General features: G+C 70.6%; 15 protein-coding genes. 3 read left to right on the plus strand and 12 right to left on the minus strand.

The window, feature by feature from the left end:
- Nucleotides 1-145: 145 nt before the first annotated feature.
- The 9 genes from ACTHNQ_RS01520 to ACTHNQ_RS01560 form a co-directional block, all read right to left on the minus strand.
- Nucleotides 146-2,509: an ATP-binding cassette domain-containing protein gene (locus ACTHNQ_RS01520; protein ID WP_440330679.1), complete on the minus strand. Its 2,364-nt coding sequence runs from the start codon at nucleotides 2,507-2,509 to the stop codon at nucleotides 146-148.
- Nucleotides 2,510-2,587: 78 nt separating this feature from the next.
- Entirely contained in the window at nucleotides 2,588-4,816 is a 2,229-nt protein-coding gene (locus tag ACTHNQ_RS01525) for an LLM class flavin-dependent oxidoreductase (RefSeq protein ID WP_440330680.1), read from the minus strand.
- 92 nt (nucleotides 4,817-4,908) lie between these two features.
- The gene (locus tag ACTHNQ_RS01530; RefSeq protein ID WP_440330681.1) at nucleotides 4,909-5,553 is read right to left on the minus strand and encodes a hypothetical protein; all 645 of its coding nucleotides are present in this window, start codon (nucleotides 5,551-5,553) and stop codon (nucleotides 4,909-4,911) included.
- A complete protein-coding gene (locus ACTHNQ_RS01535; protein WP_440330682.1) occupies nucleotides 5,550-6,026 on the minus strand; it encodes a hypothetical protein in 477 nt (158 codons plus the stop codon). Before ACTHNQ_RS01535 ends, ACTHNQ_RS01530 begins: the two co-directional genes overlap by 4 nt.
- A complete protein-coding gene (locus ACTHNQ_RS01540; RefSeq protein ID WP_440330683.1) occupies nucleotides 6,016-7,605 on the minus strand; it encodes a hypothetical protein in 1,590 nt (529 codons plus the stop codon). The genes ACTHNQ_RS01535 and ACTHNQ_RS01540 overlap by 11 nt, the downstream gene beginning before the upstream one ends.
- 3 nt (nucleotides 7,606-7,608) lie before the next feature.
- Nucleotides 7,609-7,875, minus strand: a complete 267-nt coding sequence (locus tag ACTHNQ_RS01545) for a hypothetical protein (protein WP_440330684.1) — start codon at nucleotides 7,873-7,875, stop codon at nucleotides 7,609-7,611.
- A gap of 90 nt (nucleotides 7,876-7,965) precedes the next feature.
- Nucleotides 7,966-8,394 (minus strand): TA system VapC family ribonuclease toxin, encoded by a 429-nt coding sequence (locus ACTHNQ_RS01550; RefSeq protein WP_440330685.1) that lies wholly within the window; start codon nucleotides 8,392-8,394, stop codon nucleotides 7,966-7,968.
- Complete coding sequence (locus ACTHNQ_RS01555; protein ID WP_440330686.1) at nucleotides 8,391-8,621, minus strand: hypothetical protein; 231 nt, start codon at nucleotides 8,619-8,621, stop codon at nucleotides 8,391-8,393. The genes ACTHNQ_RS01550 and ACTHNQ_RS01555 overlap by 4 nt, the downstream gene beginning before the upstream one ends.
- 42 nt (nucleotides 8,622-8,663) lie before the next feature.
- On the minus strand, nucleotides 8,664-9,236 hold the full coding sequence (locus tag ACTHNQ_RS01560; RefSeq protein WP_440330687.1) for a DNA-3-methyladenine glycosylase I: 573 nt from the start codon (nucleotides 9,234-9,236) through the stop codon (nucleotides 8,664-8,666).
- 135 nt (nucleotides 9,237-9,371) lie between these two features.
- On the opposite strand from ACTHNQ_RS01560, the gene ACTHNQ_RS01565 reads away from it, so the two are divergent.
- A complete protein-coding gene (locus tag ACTHNQ_RS01565) occupies nucleotides 9,372-9,773 on the plus strand; it encodes a hypothetical protein (protein WP_018170433.1) in 402 nt (133 codons plus the stop codon).
- A 242-nt stretch (nucleotides 9,774-10,015) separates the two neighbouring features.
- Here ACTHNQ_RS01565 and ACTHNQ_RS01570 read toward each other — a convergent pair whose 3' ends face one another.
- A complete protein-coding gene (locus tag ACTHNQ_RS01570; RefSeq protein ID WP_440330688.1) occupies nucleotides 10,016-12,121 on the minus strand; it encodes an acyl-CoA dehydrogenase family protein in 2,106 nt (701 codons plus the stop codon).
- Between the two features lie 224 nt (nucleotides 12,122-12,345).
- Between ACTHNQ_RS01570 and ACTHNQ_RS01575 the strand changes: the two genes are divergently transcribed.
- A complete protein-coding gene (locus ACTHNQ_RS01575) occupies nucleotides 12,346-13,824 on the plus strand; it encodes an APC family permease (RefSeq protein WP_440330689.1) in 1,479 nt (492 codons plus the stop codon).
- Complete coding sequence (locus ACTHNQ_RS01580) at nucleotides 13,821-14,714, plus strand: universal stress protein (RefSeq protein ID WP_440330690.1); 894 nt, start codon at nucleotides 13,821-13,823, stop codon at nucleotides 14,712-14,714. The genes ACTHNQ_RS01575 and ACTHNQ_RS01580 overlap by 4 nt, the downstream gene beginning before the upstream one ends.
- Before the next feature lie 68 nt (nucleotides 14,715-14,782).
- On the opposite strand, the gene ddaH is transcribed toward ACTHNQ_RS01580, so the two are convergent.
- Nucleotides 14,783-15,550: a dimethylargininase gene (gene ddaH / locus ACTHNQ_RS01585; protein WP_440330691.1), complete on the minus strand. Its 768-nt coding sequence runs from the start codon at nucleotides 15,548-15,550 to the stop codon at nucleotides 14,783-14,785.
- A gap of 104 nt (nucleotides 15,551-15,654) precedes the next feature.
- A partial coding sequence (locus ACTHNQ_RS01590) for a glycoside hydrolase family 3 N-terminal domain-containing protein (protein ID WP_440330692.1) occupies nucleotides 15,655-16,960 on the minus strand: 1,306 nt, incomplete at its 5' end.

Here is a 16,960-nt window from a genome sequence, read left to right on the forward strand (position 1 = left end):
CGGCGGCGGCATCGTCGTCCGTGCCGACGGTGACGTGGGGCGTCACCATGCACAGCGAAGACGGGATCCGGTCCAGAATAGCCGGTCCATCTGGGAACCTCTGTTCCCGCGCATGGGGACAATCACCCATGCGCGGGCCTCGGGCTCACCCGCCGACGTACTCCCGCAGGTGCTTCGCAGTGAGGGTGCGGGCACCCGCGACGAGTTCGGCGGGGGTGCCCTCGAACACGATCGATCCGCCGTCATGACCGGCCCCCGGACCGATGTCGATGATCCAGTCGGCGTGCGCCATCACGGCCTGGTGGTGCTCGATCACGATGACGCTGTTGCCGGCGTCGACGAGGCGGTCCAGCAGCGCCAGCAGGTTGTCGACATCAGCGAGATGCAGGCCCGTCGTCGGCTCGTCGAGCACGTAGATCGCGCCCTTCTTCGCCATCGAGATCGCGAGCTTCAGGCGCTGCCGCTCGCCGCCCGACAGCGTGTTGAGCGCCTGTCCGAGGGTCAGGTACCCGAGTCCCACGTCGATCATGCGGGTGAGGGTCGTGTGGGCGGGGCCCTTCGTGAAGAACGCGGATGCCTCGTCGGCCGACATCGCGAGCACTTCGGCGATGTTCCTGCCGTCGAGGGTGTACTCCAGCACCTCGTCGCTGAAGCCGGACCCCTCGCACAGCTCGCACAGGGTCTCGACGCTCTGGGTGAAGCCGAGGTTCGTGATGATGACGCCGAGGCCGCGGCACGCGGGGCATGCGCCCTCGGAGTTGGCGCTGAAGAGCGCCGGCTTGACGCCGTTGGCCTTCGCGAAGGCAGAGCGGATCGTGTCGAGCATGCCGGTGTAGGTCGCCGGGCTGGACCGACGGTTGCCCTTGATGGGCGACTGGTCGACGACCACGACGTCGTCGAAGCCCGGGACGTTGCCGTGGATGAGCGACGATTTGCCCGAGCCCGCGACGCCGGTCACGACGGTGAGGATGCCGAGCGGCACGTCGACATCGACGTTCTTGAGGTTGTGCTGCGTGGCGCCGCGGATCTCGAGGGCTCCCTTCGCGGCGCGCGTGGACTCCTTGAGCCTCGCGCGGTCGTCGAGATGGCGACCGGTGAGCGTGCCCGAGGCCCGGAGGCCGGCGACATCGCCCTCGTACTGCACCTCTCCGCCGGCGCGCCCGGCGCCGGGGCCGAGGTCGACGATGTGGTCGGCGATCTCGATGACCTCGGGCTTGTGCTCGACGACGAGCACCGTGTTGCCCTTGTCGCGCAGCTGCTGCAGCAGGTCGTTCATGCGCTGGATGTCGTGCGGGTGCAGGCCCGCGGTCGGCTCGTCGAACACGTACGTGATGTCGGTGAGCGCCGATCCGAGGTGGCGGATCATCTTGGTGCGCTGCGCCTCGCCGCCCGACAGCGTGCCCGAGGCGCGGTCCAGTGACAGATACCCGAGACCGACATCCACGAACGAGGCGATCGTCTGGCGCAGCCCCACCATGAGCGGCGCCACCGCGGGGTCGTCCACCGTGTCGAGCCATGCCGCGAGGTCGGAGATCTGCATGGCGGCGGCATCCGCGATGCTGATCCCGTTGATCTTCGAGGAGCGCGCCCCCTCGTTGAGGCGCGTGCCGCCGCAGTCGGGGCAGGCCATGAACTTCACCGCGCGCTCGACGAAGGCGCGGACGTGCGGCTGGAGGGCGTCGCGGTCCTTCTGCAGCATCGACTTGGTGACCTTCGGGACGAGCCCTTCGTAGGTCATGTTGATGCCCTGCACCTTGACCTTCATCGGCTCGCTGTAGAAGAACGCGGCGCGTTCCTCGTCGGTGTAGTCCTGGATCGGCTTGGCCGGATCGAGGAAGCCCGACTCGGCGTACTGCCGCACCATCCAGCCGTCGGCGCTGTAGCCCGGGACCTGGATGGCCCCCTCCTGGAGCGACTTGGTCTTGTCGACCAGTTCGTCCAGGTCGATGTCGCTCACCTCGCCGAGCCCCTCGCAGCGCGAGCACATGCCGCCGGTGATCTCGAACGAGCGGCGCTCCTTGACCTTCTTGCCGCCCTTCTCCAGGGTCACGGCGCCGGCGCCCGACACCGAGGGGATGTTGAACGAGAACGCCTGCGGCGATCCGACATGCGGCTGTCCGATCCGGCTGAACAGCAGACGCAGCATGGCGTGCGCGTCGGTCGCGGTGCCCACGGTGGAGCGCGCGTTGGCGCCCATGCGCTCCTGGTCGACGATGATCGCGGGGCTCACGTTCTCGAGCGCGTCGACGTCGGGCCGGTTCAACTGCCCCATGAACTGCTGGACGAACGTCGGATAGGTCTCGTTGATGAGGCGCTGCGACTCGTTCGCGATCGTCGCGAACACGAGCGACGACTTGCCCGAGCCGCTCACGCCGGTGAAGACGCTCAGCCGGCGCTTGGGGATCTCGACCGAGACGTCCTTCAGGTTGTTCTCACGCGCCCCGACGACGCGGATGACCTCGTGGGAGTCGGCGATATGGGGCGCGGCGCTGCGGGGTTCGGATGCCATGCGCCCCAGTCTGCCCGGCAACCCGGACATCCTGCTTCCTGAATCCTGCTCGATTCCCGCGGCCGGTGGGCCGCGGGGTCAGGCCGGGTCGACGGCGAAGTTGTCGCGGAACACCGCATCGGGGTCGTACGTCGCCTTCGCCGCGCGCAGACGCTCCAGCGTCGCCGGAGGGAAGGCGTCGGCGATGCGCTCGGGCCGATCGGACGAGTCGAAGCTCAGATACATGCCGCGCGTATGCGCCGCCAGCGAGCGCCACGCCGCGTCCAGGCGGTCGGGGTTTCCGCCGAGCGCGGCGACCGAGAAGTTCGCGGACCGGTGCGCATAGGCGGTGGCGTCCTCGGCCACGTCGGAGACGGCCCCGCCGACCGCCCGGAGCTGGAAGAACGGGACGGCGCCGGTGCGCAGCATCCGATCCACCGCCTCGGCGAAGGCGGGCGTCACATGCTCGACGAGCGCCGAGCGCGAGTGGGGCTCGCCCGCACCGTGCTGGGGTCCGAGGTCGGCGTTGGCCATGACCTGCGCGTACGTCGTGAGCCGCACCTGCTGCTGCACGAGCGGCGCGAGCTCGGCGAACGGCTGCAGGCGGGCGATGATCGTGTCGGGATCGTCTGAGTCGACGATCCCGTACAGCTGCACGATGTGCGGCTGGCCGGGCTGCGGCGCACCGGTGAGCAGGAACAACGTGAGGTCGCGGGGCGACGACTCGACGATGCGCCCGTAGCCCTCGAGGAACGCGGGGACGTCGTCGACCTGGAAGGCGAGCTGCGCGTGACCGAGCTGCCCGACTTCGTCGACCTCGAACTCGAACGCCGTCACGATGCCGACGTTGGCCCCTGCGCCGCGGATCGCCCAGAACAGCTCCGGGTGCGACTCGGCATCAGCCCGCACGATCGACCCGTCGGCGAGCACCACCTCAACCGCACGCAGGTGGTCGATCGTCAGACCGTGCTCGCGCGAGAGCAGGCCGATGCCGCCGGCCGTCGCCAGTCCACCGACGCCCACGCCGCCGTAGTCGCCGGACGACAGCGCCCAGCCGTGCTCGCCCAGCGCCGCGGCGACCTGCGCCCAGCGGGCCCCGGGTCCGATGCGCACGAGACGCCGGCCGGTGTCGATCACCTCGATCGCGTTGAGCAGCCGCAGGTCGATGACGATGCCGCCGTCGTTCGTGCTGCGTCCGCTGATGCCGTGCCCTCCGCTGCGCACCGACAGCGGGATGGTGGGATGCCGGCGGGCGAACCCGACCGCCTCCGCCACCTGCGCGGCCGTGGCCGGCTGCAGGACGATCCCGGGGGAACCCCCGCGCATGTAGGTGGAGCGCACGTCGCCGTACTCGAAGTCGCCCGGTTCGATGGCCCGGAGTCCGGCGGGCACGTCGTCGTAGGCGATCCCCTCGCGACGCGCGGCGAGCGCGACGGACGACCGGGCCGGCGCGACGGCGACGCCTGTCGCGCTGCGCGCGGCGGCGACCAGTTCCCGCACCGCGGGCGCCACCTCCTCGCCGTAGAACTGCAGCAGGTTCGGGTCGTCGCCGGCGAGGATGAACGTGCCGATGCCGTCGTCGACCGCGAGCTGCGCGAGACGCTCGGCGAACTCGCCGGCGTCGGCGGCGAGCTGCCCGATGTTCAGCAGCCGGCGGATCTCACGCGGGTCGCGGCCGACCCCGGCGGCCGCCTCGTCGATGGCCGCGTTGCCGCGGGCGAGGTCGCCCGGCTTGAGGTAGCCGAGCGACGGCAGCCAGCCGTCGCCCTTGCGCCCGGTGAGGGCGAGCATGCGCGGCTTGTACGCGCCGATGTGGATGGGGACCTCGTGCGCTGGACGCGGTCCCCGCTTGGCCCCGTGCACGCGGTGGAAGCGGCCGTCTGTGAAGACCCCGCCGCGCTGGTCGGTGCGCCAGAGCTCCCGGATGAGGTCGATCGCCTCACCCAGCGCGGTCACGGACTCCCCCGCGGTGAGGCGCCCGCCGCCCATCGCCTCGATGGCGTCCCAGAACCCACCGGCGCCGAGGCCGAGCTCGAAGCGGCCGCCCGACAGCAGGTCCAGACTCGCGGCTGCTCGTGCGACCACCGCCGGCGGGCGCAGCGGCACGTTCAGCACGTTGGGCGCGATGCGGATGGTCTCGGTGCGCGCCGCCACGAACGACATGAGCGTCCACGTGTCGAGGAAGGCGGGCTGGTACGGGTGGTCCTGGAAGGTGACGAGATCCAGACCGGATGCCTCGGCCACCTGCGACAGCAGGACCGGCGCATCGGGCGCTGCGGCCGACGGGGTGATGAACGCGCCGAACTCGAGCGCGTGTCCGTAGTCCATGAAGAGCCTCCGCGGAGGCCAACCGGCGGCATCCGCTGTTCATTCCATCGCATAGGTCTGCGCGCAGCGACGGGCACGCCCGCGACGGCGTCCTAGGCGTGCTGCGCGGGAGCGCCGAAAGAGGCGGCGAGCGCGATCGAGTCGAAGAAGCTCAGCATCGCGTGGCGCAGTTCGCCCAGCGGCGTCGCGAAGCTCGCGAGCACCACGTGCTTCGAACCCGGCACGGCGTACCAGTAGTCCGCCTCGAGCCTGGTCGCGGTGACCGCGATGCCGTCCTCCTCCACGGTCTCCTCGTACTCGCGGTCCGTGCGCAGCACGCTCGCCCGCGGGCCGTCCAGGCGGCGGGCGGTGTCGACGCCGATGCGAGACGACGCCAGCCCGTCGCGCAGCACCGAGAGCACGGCATCCGCGCTCGTCCCCACGGCGGGGGTCATGCGCAGCCGCTTCGGAGCGTGGACGGTGAGGGATGCCGGCGTCCAGACGCCGGGCGCAGCCTCGAGGCACAGGAACAGGGCGTGCGCCTCGGCCTCGCGGGCGGCGGCGACGGCCCGATCGAAGGCGTCACGCAGGCGGCGCCGCGCGATCGCCGCGTCGTCGGCCGCTCCCACGAGATCCTGGACCGTCGCCTCGATCTGGGCGCGCGCCTGCCGCTCGTCGCGCGGATCGACGGTCAGCCAGCGACCCGGCAGCTGGAAGGTCAGCCGCGGCGGCTCCGCCTCCGCGCGCGACCCACTCACTCGCCGTCCGCGATCGCGCTCATCTGCGCGGGCGACAGCCGGAGGGAGTACGGACCGGTGTCGGGCACCCCGAGGGCGGCGGCGACGTCGGGAGTGACGGGCACCTCCTTGCCCTGCGCGTCGAAGTCGCTCTCGTAGTCGCTCTGCTGTCCGGGGATGAAGTAGATGCTCACGTCGTGACGGGAACCCACCGGATCGGCGACGAACACCGGAGCGGCCGCACGGGCGACGTCCACGACGCCGTCCTCCGTGGCGTCCTCGATGAACAGCGTCACGACCAGCTGCGTCTCCCACGGGAAGTTCGAATGGGTGACGCTGACGGTCGCATCGTTCACCCCGTCGACCTCTGACAGCTGCGTCTCCAGGTCGGTCACGTCGGGGTTCCCTGCACAGCCGGCGAGCGCGAGCGAGCCGAGTGCGAGCAGAGCGAGCGCCGCCGGGATCCTGAACCGTCCGACGCGGTCACGAGCCACGCGAGTACTGCGCAACGTACACCTCCTCATAGCCGCCGTCGCCTTCGCCCGCGAAGAAGATCCCGTCGCCCGGCCTCGGCTCCGGCAGGTAGTGCTCGGCCTGCTCACCGTACATGGCGGCGTCGTGCATCGGCCAGACGAGCGGGCGGTACTCCTGCCAGTCGGAGTCGAAGGCGGCGAAGCGGTCGACCGGGTCGAGGCCCACGAACTCCAGCGTGTGGACCGGATCGATGCCGTTCTTGATCTGGGTGACGCGCACGCCGTCGGGCATGTCGCCGTAGTGCTTGTCGATCGCCGAGCCCGCGACGAACACCGACTCCACCCGATCCGCGACCCGCGGATCGGTCGCGAGCTCACCGGCCATCATGCCGCCGAGCGACCAGCCCGTGAACATGATCGGCGCGTCGCTCTCGAACACCCCGGCGTCTGTCATCGCCTGCCAGACAGCCTCTTCGTACTGCGTGCGCATCTCGGGGAAGAGCGACAGCATGAGGTCGGTGCGCAGGTCGTTCATCGCGCCGTCGGTGTTGAACGGACCCCAGTTCTGCGTGCTCGGCGTCTGCACCCGCCACGACACGATGTTGCCGTCCTCGTCGTGGACGGCGACCACCCGGATCTCGGTGAGCGAGTCCTTGCCGTGCTCGTCCTGCAGGGCGAGCTGCTTCATGAGGCCCTCATAGTCCCGCGCCTCGAACTCGTCCCTGGTCGTCTCCGTCTTGCTGTTGCGCAGCTGCGGCGAGCCCGCCTGCTCGGCGACGGCCAGCGCGACGATCAGGCCCGCGAGCACGAGACCGAGCACGAGCAGGCCGACGACGCCGAACGCCGTGAAGACGATGCCGATCAGCGCCGCGGCGATCACGACCATCAGCAGCACGACGAGCGACGACACCAGCGCGCTGAGCGCCTGCCCGAGCCAGTCGAGAACGGGCGCGAGCACGGTGCCCAGCCAGTCCCCCACGGCCGAGAGGACGTCGCCGACACCGTCCCAGAACTGGTCCCAGTTGTCGCCCCACGAGTCGGCGCCGTGCTCGATGGCGGTCTCGATCTCGCGGATCGCCCGGTCCGCGGCATCCCGGATCCGATCCCGCGCGTCGTACAGGGCGGCGCGCGCACTGTCGACGTGCTCGCGGGAGGCGGCGATGTCGTCGTAGGTCGCCCGGCGCTCCTGCGTGAGCGAGGTCGTCGACTCGCCCTTCGCCTCGGCGAGGGTGATGGCGTTGTCGAGGTCGTCGATCCCGCCTTCGAGCCGGTACGCGCGGTCCTGGTGGTAGTCCGCGTCCTCGACGGCCGCGCGCGCCGCGTCTTGGATGGGCCCAAGCTCCACGGCGAAGGTCGTGAGGGCGGTCGCGGTGCCGCCGTACCGCCGATGGGCGCGGCGCAGGCCGCGGGCCGCCTCATCCGCGCTGTCGCGCAGCGCATCGGTCGCCTGCGAGATCTGGCCGTCGACGATGTCGCGCAGTGCATCGGCGGCCCGCTCGATCGCGGACGCGGTCGCCTGCAGCCGGCGAGCCCGCCGTTCGAGCTCGTCGGGCTCGCCCGCGAAGACGTCCTCGAACTCGATCGCCAGTCCCGAAGCCACGCGTCAGCCCATCTCTTCGTCGAGCTCGGTGAGGGTCTCGGCGATCGCGTCGAGCCAGTCGCCGACGGCCACGAGCTGATCTTCGAGCTTGCCCCGGTTGTGATCCCAGTTGCCGGCGAAGTCGCGCACGCGCCCCGCCAGCCGCGCCTCCCCCGTGAGGTCGGCGAGATCGTCGCCCACCCGGTCGGCGCTGCGGAACGTGTCGAGGGCGCCGCCGACGCGCGACCGCGCCGTCTCGAGCGCAGCCAGGTCGACGTCGATCTCGGCCACGATCACCCCTTTCGTCCCCTGCCGAGCGTAGGGGACCGCGAGAGGATCGCCGATGGGGACAGTTCCCCATCGGCGACGGGGGTGCGACCGCTAAGGGATCTCGAACACCACGGTCGCCCCCGAGGGGACGGCCGACGTGACGATGCGCGTGTCGAATGTCGCCAGCTGTGCGTCGTTCGACGCGGCCAGATGCAGCAGGTACGTGTCGGTGACCTGCGAACTCGCGAGCAGCCGTTCGGTGTGGACCGAGCTGTCGAGCAGGCTCACCGTGTCGGGCAGGAAGACGTGGTCATCGCGCGCGGCGAGGCTCGCGAGACTCGCGAGCACGACCGGCGCCGGCTGGATGTTGGGATACGTCGGGTGGCTGACCACGCGAACGACGCCGTTCTGCACGAGCGGGCACGTGTGCCACGTGTCGCCTCCGCGCTCGGCGAACCACCGGTGTGCGCGGTCGTGGTGCACGTGCAGCGGGTCGATGAGGGCGATCACCGCGTTGACGTCGAGCAGGTAGCGCGTCATGGGGTGTCGTCCTGCAGCGCGGTGACGTCGTCGAGCGTGGCGCGCCCGGCCTCGGGCTGCGCGGGCAGCAGCACGATGCCGTTGCGGGTGCCGCCGTGCCGGCGCCGTTCGGTGAGGGTCGCCCGCGCGAGCTGCGAGATCGCCTCGCCGAGGGTCAGTCCCCGCGCGTCTGCGAACTGCTTGGCCGCGGCGAGCACGTCGTCGTCGATCGTGAGTGTCGTGCGCACGCATCGATCATCACGCATCACGCATCACGGGTCAATGACCGATCAGAGCGTGCGCCAGCACCCGTCCACGTGGTCGTCGACCATGCCGGCCGACTGCATGAGCGCGTACATCGTGGTCGGCCCGACGAACCGGAAGCCGCGCTTGCGGAGCGCCTTGCTCATCGCGTCCGACGCCGGCGTCGTCGCCGGCACCTCGGCGAACGTCGCGGGGCGACGGTGGGATGCCGGAGCGAACGACCACATCAGCGCGTCGAGCTCACCGGGGTCGAGCTGCTGCACGAGGCGCGCGTTCGAGATCGTGGCCTCGATCTTGGCCCGGTTGCGGATCATGCCGGCATCCATCATCAGACGCTCGACATCGTCGGGCCCGAACGCCGCGACCGCGTCGAGTTCGAAGCCGGCGAACACCTCACGGAACCGCGGGCGCTTGCGCAGGATCGTGATCCACGACAGCCCCGCCTGGAAGCCTTCGAGGCTCAGCTTCTCGAACAGCGCGCGATCCCCGTGCAGGGCGACGCCCCACTCCTCGTCGTGGTAGCGGGCGTACTCGGGATCGTCGCCGACCCACGCGCAGCGCGCGCGCCCGTCGGCTCCGGTGCGGACGTCGGTGCTCACCGTGTCAGCCTAGGGTTCGGCTCCGACGTCGGCCTCGTTCAGCCGCTCGCCACCGGCCCGATTCCCCGATGCCGCGCGCGTCGCTTACCTTGGAATGTCGGGCTGTCCACGCCCGCGCAGCTGGGAGGCAGGATCATGAAGATCGTCGCGTCGGCGGACTGGCGGGATGCCGTCCCGTTCGAGGACCCCGTGCTGGTGGCCGACGTCGTGCCGGGCGAGCCCACCCGGTGCTTCTCGTGCGGCCCCGACTCGGAACTGCTCCCCCGCACCGAGCTGTGGGCGTTCAAGCACCGCCACCCCAAGAACCACGACGGCTACGTGCGCTTCTACTGCGCGTACCACGTGCCGCAGGCGGCGCCGAAGCCTCAGGTCGCGGCTCCGGCCGCGGCCACCCGCGCCAAGAACCCGCGCCCTGCGGCGGAGCGGCGCGCGCCCAAGCCGGTCGTGCCGGAGCGCATCCGCACGATGTGCCCGAACTGCTTCGTCGAGGTCTCGGCGACCGGCGAATGCGGCATGTGCGGCTGGTCCGAGAACTGAGCTGAACCAGACGGATGCCGCACCCCGCGGCATCCGCTTCCTGGCGTGCGCCGGGCAAGAGAAAGGGGACCGCGTTCCCGATTCGCGGTCCCCATGAAGACGCTCCCGATGCACGAAGCCCGTATGCGCAGTCGGGTGAAGGCTGCCTTCATAAGGGATATGTCCGCCGGAAGACGATCTGGGACACCCTCGAAGTCATCGTTACCTTTTCGTGACATTCGGGGTGTCCCAGACCCGACGGCTCACTTCTTCTTGAGCGATTTCTCCGACACCGGCGCCTCACCCGACGCGGCGAGCGCACGGTAGTACGCGCGGGCCTCGTCCTGACGCTCGCGCTCGGCGCCCGACGCGATGGGCGCGCGAACGTGCTCCGGGGCGAAGCCGTACGCGTCGACGAGGTCCTGCGCGTGCGGGCGCAGCCGCGCGGTGAGCCGGTCGATGTAGCGCGAGACGGAGGCCGCCCGCTGCGTCGACAGGCGCCCGTTGATGAGGTACCACGCCAGGTGCTTCTCGATGAGGTGCAGGCCGAACAGGTCGCGCAGCCAGGTCAGCACCTGCGCGGTCCCCTCGTCGGACACGCGGTGGATGCCGTCGGTGAAGGCCTCCCATTGCAGCAGCTCGCCGTGCGCACGCGCAGCCTCGATGAGCTCGGCCTGGTGGCTGTTGAACAGCGCCGCCGCATCGGCCGGCGACAGCTTCGACGCGGGACGCAGGGCCCCGGCGACGTCGGCCACCATCTGCTGCACGCGGCCCGCGAGCAGCTCGTGCTGCTGGTCCTCGCGCAGGCCGAACTCCACCGAGCGCGCCGTCGAGCCGAAGTCGGCGACCGCCTGGCCGAGCTGGCGCAGGCCCGCCCCGTGGAAGAGCTTGCCCGCGGTCTGCCCGACCGCGAACCGGGCGAGGGCCGCGGCATCCTTGCCCTTGAACTGCTTGGCGTAGTCGGCCAGCAGACGCTTGCCCACCAGCTGCAGCAGGATGTTGTTGTCGCCCTCGAACGTGACGTAGACGTCGAGGTCCTGGTGCAGGCCCACGAAGCGGTTGTCGGCGATGAAGCCCGAACCGCCGCACGCCTCGCGCGCCTCCTGGATCGTCGAGAGCGCGTTCCACGTGCTCAGCGGCTTGAGCGACGCGGCGAGGGTCTCGAGGTCCTCTCGCTCCTCCGGGGTGTCGTTGCGGCCCGAGAACACGGCATCGAACTTCTTGAGCAGCTCGTCGTTGGCGAAGAACTGCGCGTAGTTCTGGGCGAGGAGGGGCAGCAGCCGGCGCTGGTGCTTGCCGTAGTCGAGCAGCACGACCTCTTCGGTGCCGGCGCCCGAGTCGAACTGACGGCGCTGGTTCGCGTACGTGAGCGCGATGTACAGCGCGAGCGCGGTACCCGTGGTGGCGGCGCCGTCCAGCGACACGCGGCCCTGTACGAGCGCGCCGAGCATCGTGAAGAAGCGGCGGCCGGGACTGGGGATGTCGGACGTGTACGAGCCGTCGGGGGCGACCTGGCCGTAGCGGTCGAGCAGGTTGAAACGCGGTACGCGCACGTGGTCGAACGCGAGACGGCCGTTGTCGATGCCGTTGAGGCCACCCTTCACGCCGTCGTCCTCGCTCGTGACGCCCGGCAGCATGCCGCCCTCGTCGTCGCGGATCGGCACGAAGAAGCAGTGCACGCCGTAGTTCACGCCGCCCGTGATGAGCTGCGCGAACACCGTCGCCGCCTTGCCGTGCAGCGCGGCGTTGCCGAGGTAGTCCTTCGTCGCCGCGCGGAACGGCGTGTGGATGACGAACTCCTCGGTGTCGGGGTCGTACGTGGCGGTCGTGCCGATGGCGGCGACGTCCGAGCCGTGCCCCATCTCGGTCATCGCGAACGCACCGGGGATCGACAGGTCGATCACGCCGGGGAGCCACTGGTCGTGGTGCTTCTTCGTGCCGAGCTGGTAGATAGCCGAGCCGAACAGGCCCCACTGCACGCCCGACTTGATCTGCAGGCTGGGATCGGCGAGCACGAGCTCCATGAACCCGGCGAGGTTGGCGCCGTTGTCGTTCAGGCCGCCGTAGTCCTCGGGGAACGCGCGGCGCGAGCCGCCGTGCTCGACGAGCAGGTGCAGCTGGCTGAGCACGCGCTCACGGTGCTCGGGCATCGGCTGCCCGTCGATGCGCCAGAACGCGGGGTCCTTGATCATCTCGCGCGCCTCGCGGCGGGTGTCCGCCCACGTGCCGAGCAGCAGGTCGGTGACCGCGTTCACGTCGATGCGGGGATCGGATGCCTCGGCCGCGGTGTGGGGCGCGGTCGGGGCTCCGCCGGCAGGCGTGCGCTTGTGGACGGCGGGCTTCTTGGAGCGGACGGCGGCGTCAGCCATGTCATCACCTCTCGAGACGAGGGACAGGGGGAAGGTCACTCCGACGGTAGGACTCCCACAAGCCAGCATCAAAGCCACTGGCGAATTCACACAAACGTGGTGCGAGACGTGAGGCCGCCGGGTTGTGCGAGACGCACAGCGGGGGTCTGTACGCCGGGCGAGCGACCCGCGAGACTTGGCGCACCCCCGGGCGTCGAGGCCCGGAAGACCGGTGGGAGTGAGCCATGGGGACAGTCCGCGCGCAGCTCTTTCGGCGCAAGCCCATCATCGTGCAGCACAAGCACCACAAGGGCGAGGAGCTCGCCCGCAACCTCAGCACGTTCCAGCTGATGATGTTCGGTGTCGGCGCGACCGTCGGCACCGGCATCTTCTTCGTGCTGAGCGAGTCGATCCCCAAGGCCGGCCCGGCCGTCATCATCTCGTTCATCGTCGCGGCGATCTGCGCCGGGCTGTCGGCGCTCTGCTACGCCGAGCTCGCGGCGGCGATCCCGGTGAGCGGGTCGACCTACTCGTACACGTATCACGCACTGGGCGAGATCTGGGCGATCGTGATCGCCGGCTGCGTGCTGCTCGAATACGGCGTCGCGGTGTCGGCGGTCGCGGTGGGCTGGAGCGGCTACTTCAACGAGCTGCTGCAGAACACCCTGGGATTCCGCCTGCCGGACGCGCTGTCGGTGTCGTTCATCCCGGGCTCGGACGGCGCCCCCACCGGAGGCGTCATCAATCTTCCCGCGGTCGTGCTCGTCGGGCTGTGCTGCCTGCTGCTGATCCGCGGCGTCGCCGAATCGGCGGCCGTGAACACGATCATGGTGCTCATCAAGCTCGGCGTGCTGGCGCTGTTCATCGTGCTCGGCCTCACCGCGTTCAATGCCGATCACTTCGAGGACTTCTTCCGGTTCGGCGCCGCCGGCATCAGTGCCGCCGCCGGCACGATCTTCTTCTCGTTCATCGGCCTCGACGCCGTCGCGACCGCGGGCGAGGAGGTGCGCAATCCCCAGAAGGCGCTGCCGCGGGCGATCATCGGCGCGCTCATCATCGTGTCGACGGTCTACATCCTCGTGGCGATCGCCGGCCTCGCCGCCGAGCCCGTCGAGTTCTTCTCCACCGAGGAGGCCGGTGAGGCCGGACTCGCGAAGATCCTCGAGAACGTGACGGGCACACCGATCTGGGGAACGATCCTGGCCGCCGGCGCCGTCATCTCGATCTTCTCGGTGACTCTCGTCACGCTCTACGGTCAGACGCGGATCCTGTTCTCGATCTCGCGCGACGGGTTCGTGCCGCGCCGCTTCGTGCACGTCAACGCCAAGACGCTCACCCCGATCTACAACACGGTCGTCGTCTCGGTCATCGTCGCGATCGTCGCCGGCTTCGTGCCCTCGGACTACCTGTGGGACACGGTGTCGATCGGCACGCTGATGGCCTTCATCGTCGTCGCCCTCGCCGTCATGGTGCTGCGGCGCACGAAGCCCGACCTCGAGCGGCCGTTCCGGGTGCCGCTGTACCCGGTGGTGCCGATCCTCACGATCGCGGCGTGCATCTACATCCTGTCGGGGCTCGCCGCGATCACGTGGGCGATCTTCGGCGGCTGGATCGCGATCGTCCTGCTCTACTACTGGTTCTACGGCCGCAGGCACGCGACGCTCAACGACTACACCTCCGACGAGCAGATCGCCGAGCCGATCCACCCGGAGGAGGAGCAGTGACCTACGTCGTCGGCTACGGCCCGCGCAACGACGACCGCAGCGCCCTCGAGCTCGCCTTCCAGTTCGCCCGCTCGCACCCCGAGCCCGTCGTCGCCGTGTCGGTCGTCCCGCAGGGGTGGGGCACGCCGCTCGCCGGCGGCGTCGACCGCGAATACGAGGAGTGGGCTGCGGGCGAGGGACAGCTGAGCGCCGAGCTCGCCGTCGCGGACTTCGCACACCACCCGGAACTCGAGGCGGAGGCCGTGTGGATCACGGGGCGCTCCGTCCCCGCCGCACTGATCGACGAGGCGACGACGCGGGATGCCTCGCTCATCGTCGTGGGATCCGCCGAAGAGGCCGCGCCCGGGCGGGTGCGCCTCACGTCGAAGACGGATCGGCTCGTCCATTCGTCACCGCTGCCGGTGGCCATCGCCCCGCGCAGCTACCGTACGACGAGCGCGGTCTCGCGCGTGACGGTCGGCTTCCGCGACGACGACGCCAGCTGGTCGCTGCTGGACCGCGTCGCCGGGATCGCACGCACCTCTGCGGCTCGCATCCGGCTGGTCACGTTCCTCGTCGACCCCGCCCGCCGCCCCGTCACCACGGACGTGAGCCACGCCCAGGCCCAGGTCATCGACACGTGGACCACCCAGGCCGTCGCCGCGCAGGACGAGGCGGTCGCGCATCTGCGGACTCTGGGGTTCGCCGACGACGAGGTCGAGTACGGGATCTCTGCCGCTCCCGACTGGAGCACTGCGGTGTCGTCCGTCGGCTGGACCGACGGCGACGTGCTGGTGGTCGGCTCGTCGTCGACGCATCGCCTGGCCCAGGTGTTCCTCGGATCGAGTGCGTCGAAGATCCTGCGCAACGCCCCGGTCCCGGTCGTGGTCGTGCCCGGCGCAGGCACCTGACCGCGCTCACTGCCCGCGCCGGCGGACTGCTCGGATGGGTGGCGGTGCTCGCCGGGTCGCCGGATGCGTCAGTCCTGGTCGCGCACCCGCACAGACAGGCAGGTGACGCAGCCCTCGAGCTTCTCGAACTCGCTGATGGGGGTCGTGATGACCTCCAGGCCCCGGCTGCGGTAGAGCTCTGCGGTGGCCGGGGCGTCGGACGACATGAGCACCGTGTCGGGGCCGAGGACCACGACCGCCGTGCCGTGCTCCTCGGGCACGGCGAGGAACTCGGGGTAGGCCCCGGGATCATCGACGAGCGGCTCATAGCCGACCACCGTGCCGTCGGGGAGGGCGGTCACACCGCTCTTGAGGTGCAGCACCTTCGTCACCGGCACGGCGACGACGGTCCAGCCGCGGAGCGAGAGCGCGTCGCGCAGCTGGGCGATGCCGGCGTCGTTGGTGCGGAGCGTGCGGCCGACGTACACCGTGCGCCCCACCTTGAGCACGTCGCCGCCGTCGAGCGTGCCCGGCTCGGCGATCGCGACGTACGGGATGCCCGCCCGCTCCAGTGCGGCGCGCGTGGTGTCGATCTCGCCCCGCCGGGAGTCCGCGCCGGGGCGCGTGAGCACGGCGAGATCGCCGAACATCACGACCGTGTCTTCGATGAAGACGCCGTCGGCGTGCTCATCTGCCGCCTCGACCTCCACGACGTCCCAGCCGTGGCGCCGGTACACATCGACGTAGGCCTGCCACTGCTCGAGAGCGAGGTCAGGATCGACCGGCACGCGATCCAGGTGCGTCAGCTCTCCCTCGGCGAGACGGGGCGACGGACGGCGGACGAGAAGACGAGGCATGCGCGACAGGGTACTCCGAACGGGGTGGGCACGGACAGCACCCGCCGTCCGTCCGGTGCCCCGCGCACGGCGCGAGGCGACCGGACGGGCCGGGCGGGCAGGCGCTACAGCGAGAGGCCGTGCCCGAAGCGGAACAGCGGGTCCGCGGTGTCGAACGGGACGTCGGGGCGCGAGGCCTCGACGGCCGCCATCGAGCGCGGGATGTCGAACGGCAGCCGGCCCTTGGCCTCGGCCGCGCCGGTGAGCACGTCGAGGAGAGCCGCGGAACTCGCACCCCAGTTGGCGACGACCGCGTGCGCGCTCTCGACGATCGGTCCGAGGATGGCGGGCCGGTCGAGGAACACGTCGACCACGGTCGGCACGGCCGCGGCGACATCGGCCACGTGCGCGACGACGTCCTGGGGGAACTCGAGCGAGCCGGCGTGGAAGAACGACTCGAACCCGTTGCCGCGCTGCTCGTACGGCGCCTGCAGGCGCAGCACCGCGATGTCGGCCTCGGCGGGCGTCTCGACGACCGTGCCGTAGGCGGCGGCCGTCTCGGCGTCGATGCCCTCGACGTACACCTTCGCACCCTTCGTGAACGGCAAGGCGCCGCCGCGGTTCGCGAGGATCGTCAGCGCGGCGCGCTGCGCGGCATCCCCCGCCGCCCGGAACTCGGCCGAGCCCACGATGCGGTCGGCCGCCTCGGCGTCCACGTACGGGTCCTCGAACAGGCCGAGCGCGAACTTCTCGCGCAGCAGGCGCCGGGCCGAGGCATCCAGTCGCTCCTCGGCGACGCGCCCGTCCGCGACCAGTTCCACGAGCAGCTCGGGGCACGCCTCGCCGCCGAACTGGTCGGCGCCGGCCTCGATGATCTTGACCATGCGCTCTTCACGGGTGAGGTGCTCGACGCCCCACGCGCGAGCCGGGAACGGCTGGCCCATGATCTCGGCGTCGGTGATGAGGCCCCAGTCGGTGCAGACCACGCCGTCGAAGCCGTAGCGCTCCCGCAGCAGGCCCGTCAGCACCGACTTGTTGAAGCCGAAGCCGACCTCTTCGTACTCGGTGCCGACCGGCATGCCGTAGTACGGCATCACCTGGCGCACGCCGGCGGCGAACGCGTCCTCGAAGGGCTTCAGGTGCAGCTCGAACTCGCCGCCGGGATACACCTGCTCGCGGCCGTATTCGAAGTGCGGGTCCTCGCCGTCCTGCTGGGGGCCGCCGCCGGGGAAGTGCTTGACCATGGTCGAGACCGCCCCCGGTCCGAACGACTCGCCGTTCTGGAACCCTCGGATGTACGCGGCGCCGAGCTCGCCCGACACCTCCGCGTCCTCGCCGAACGTCTGCAGCTGCCGCGACCAGCGCGGCTCGGTGGCGAGGTCGACCTGCGGGTGCAGGGCGACACGGATGCCGACGGCCGTGTACTCCTGG

This window comes from Microbacterium sp. (assembly GCF_051953575.1).
Lineage (GTDB): Bacteria > Actinomycetota > Actinomycetes > Actinomycetales > Microbacteriaceae > Microbacterium.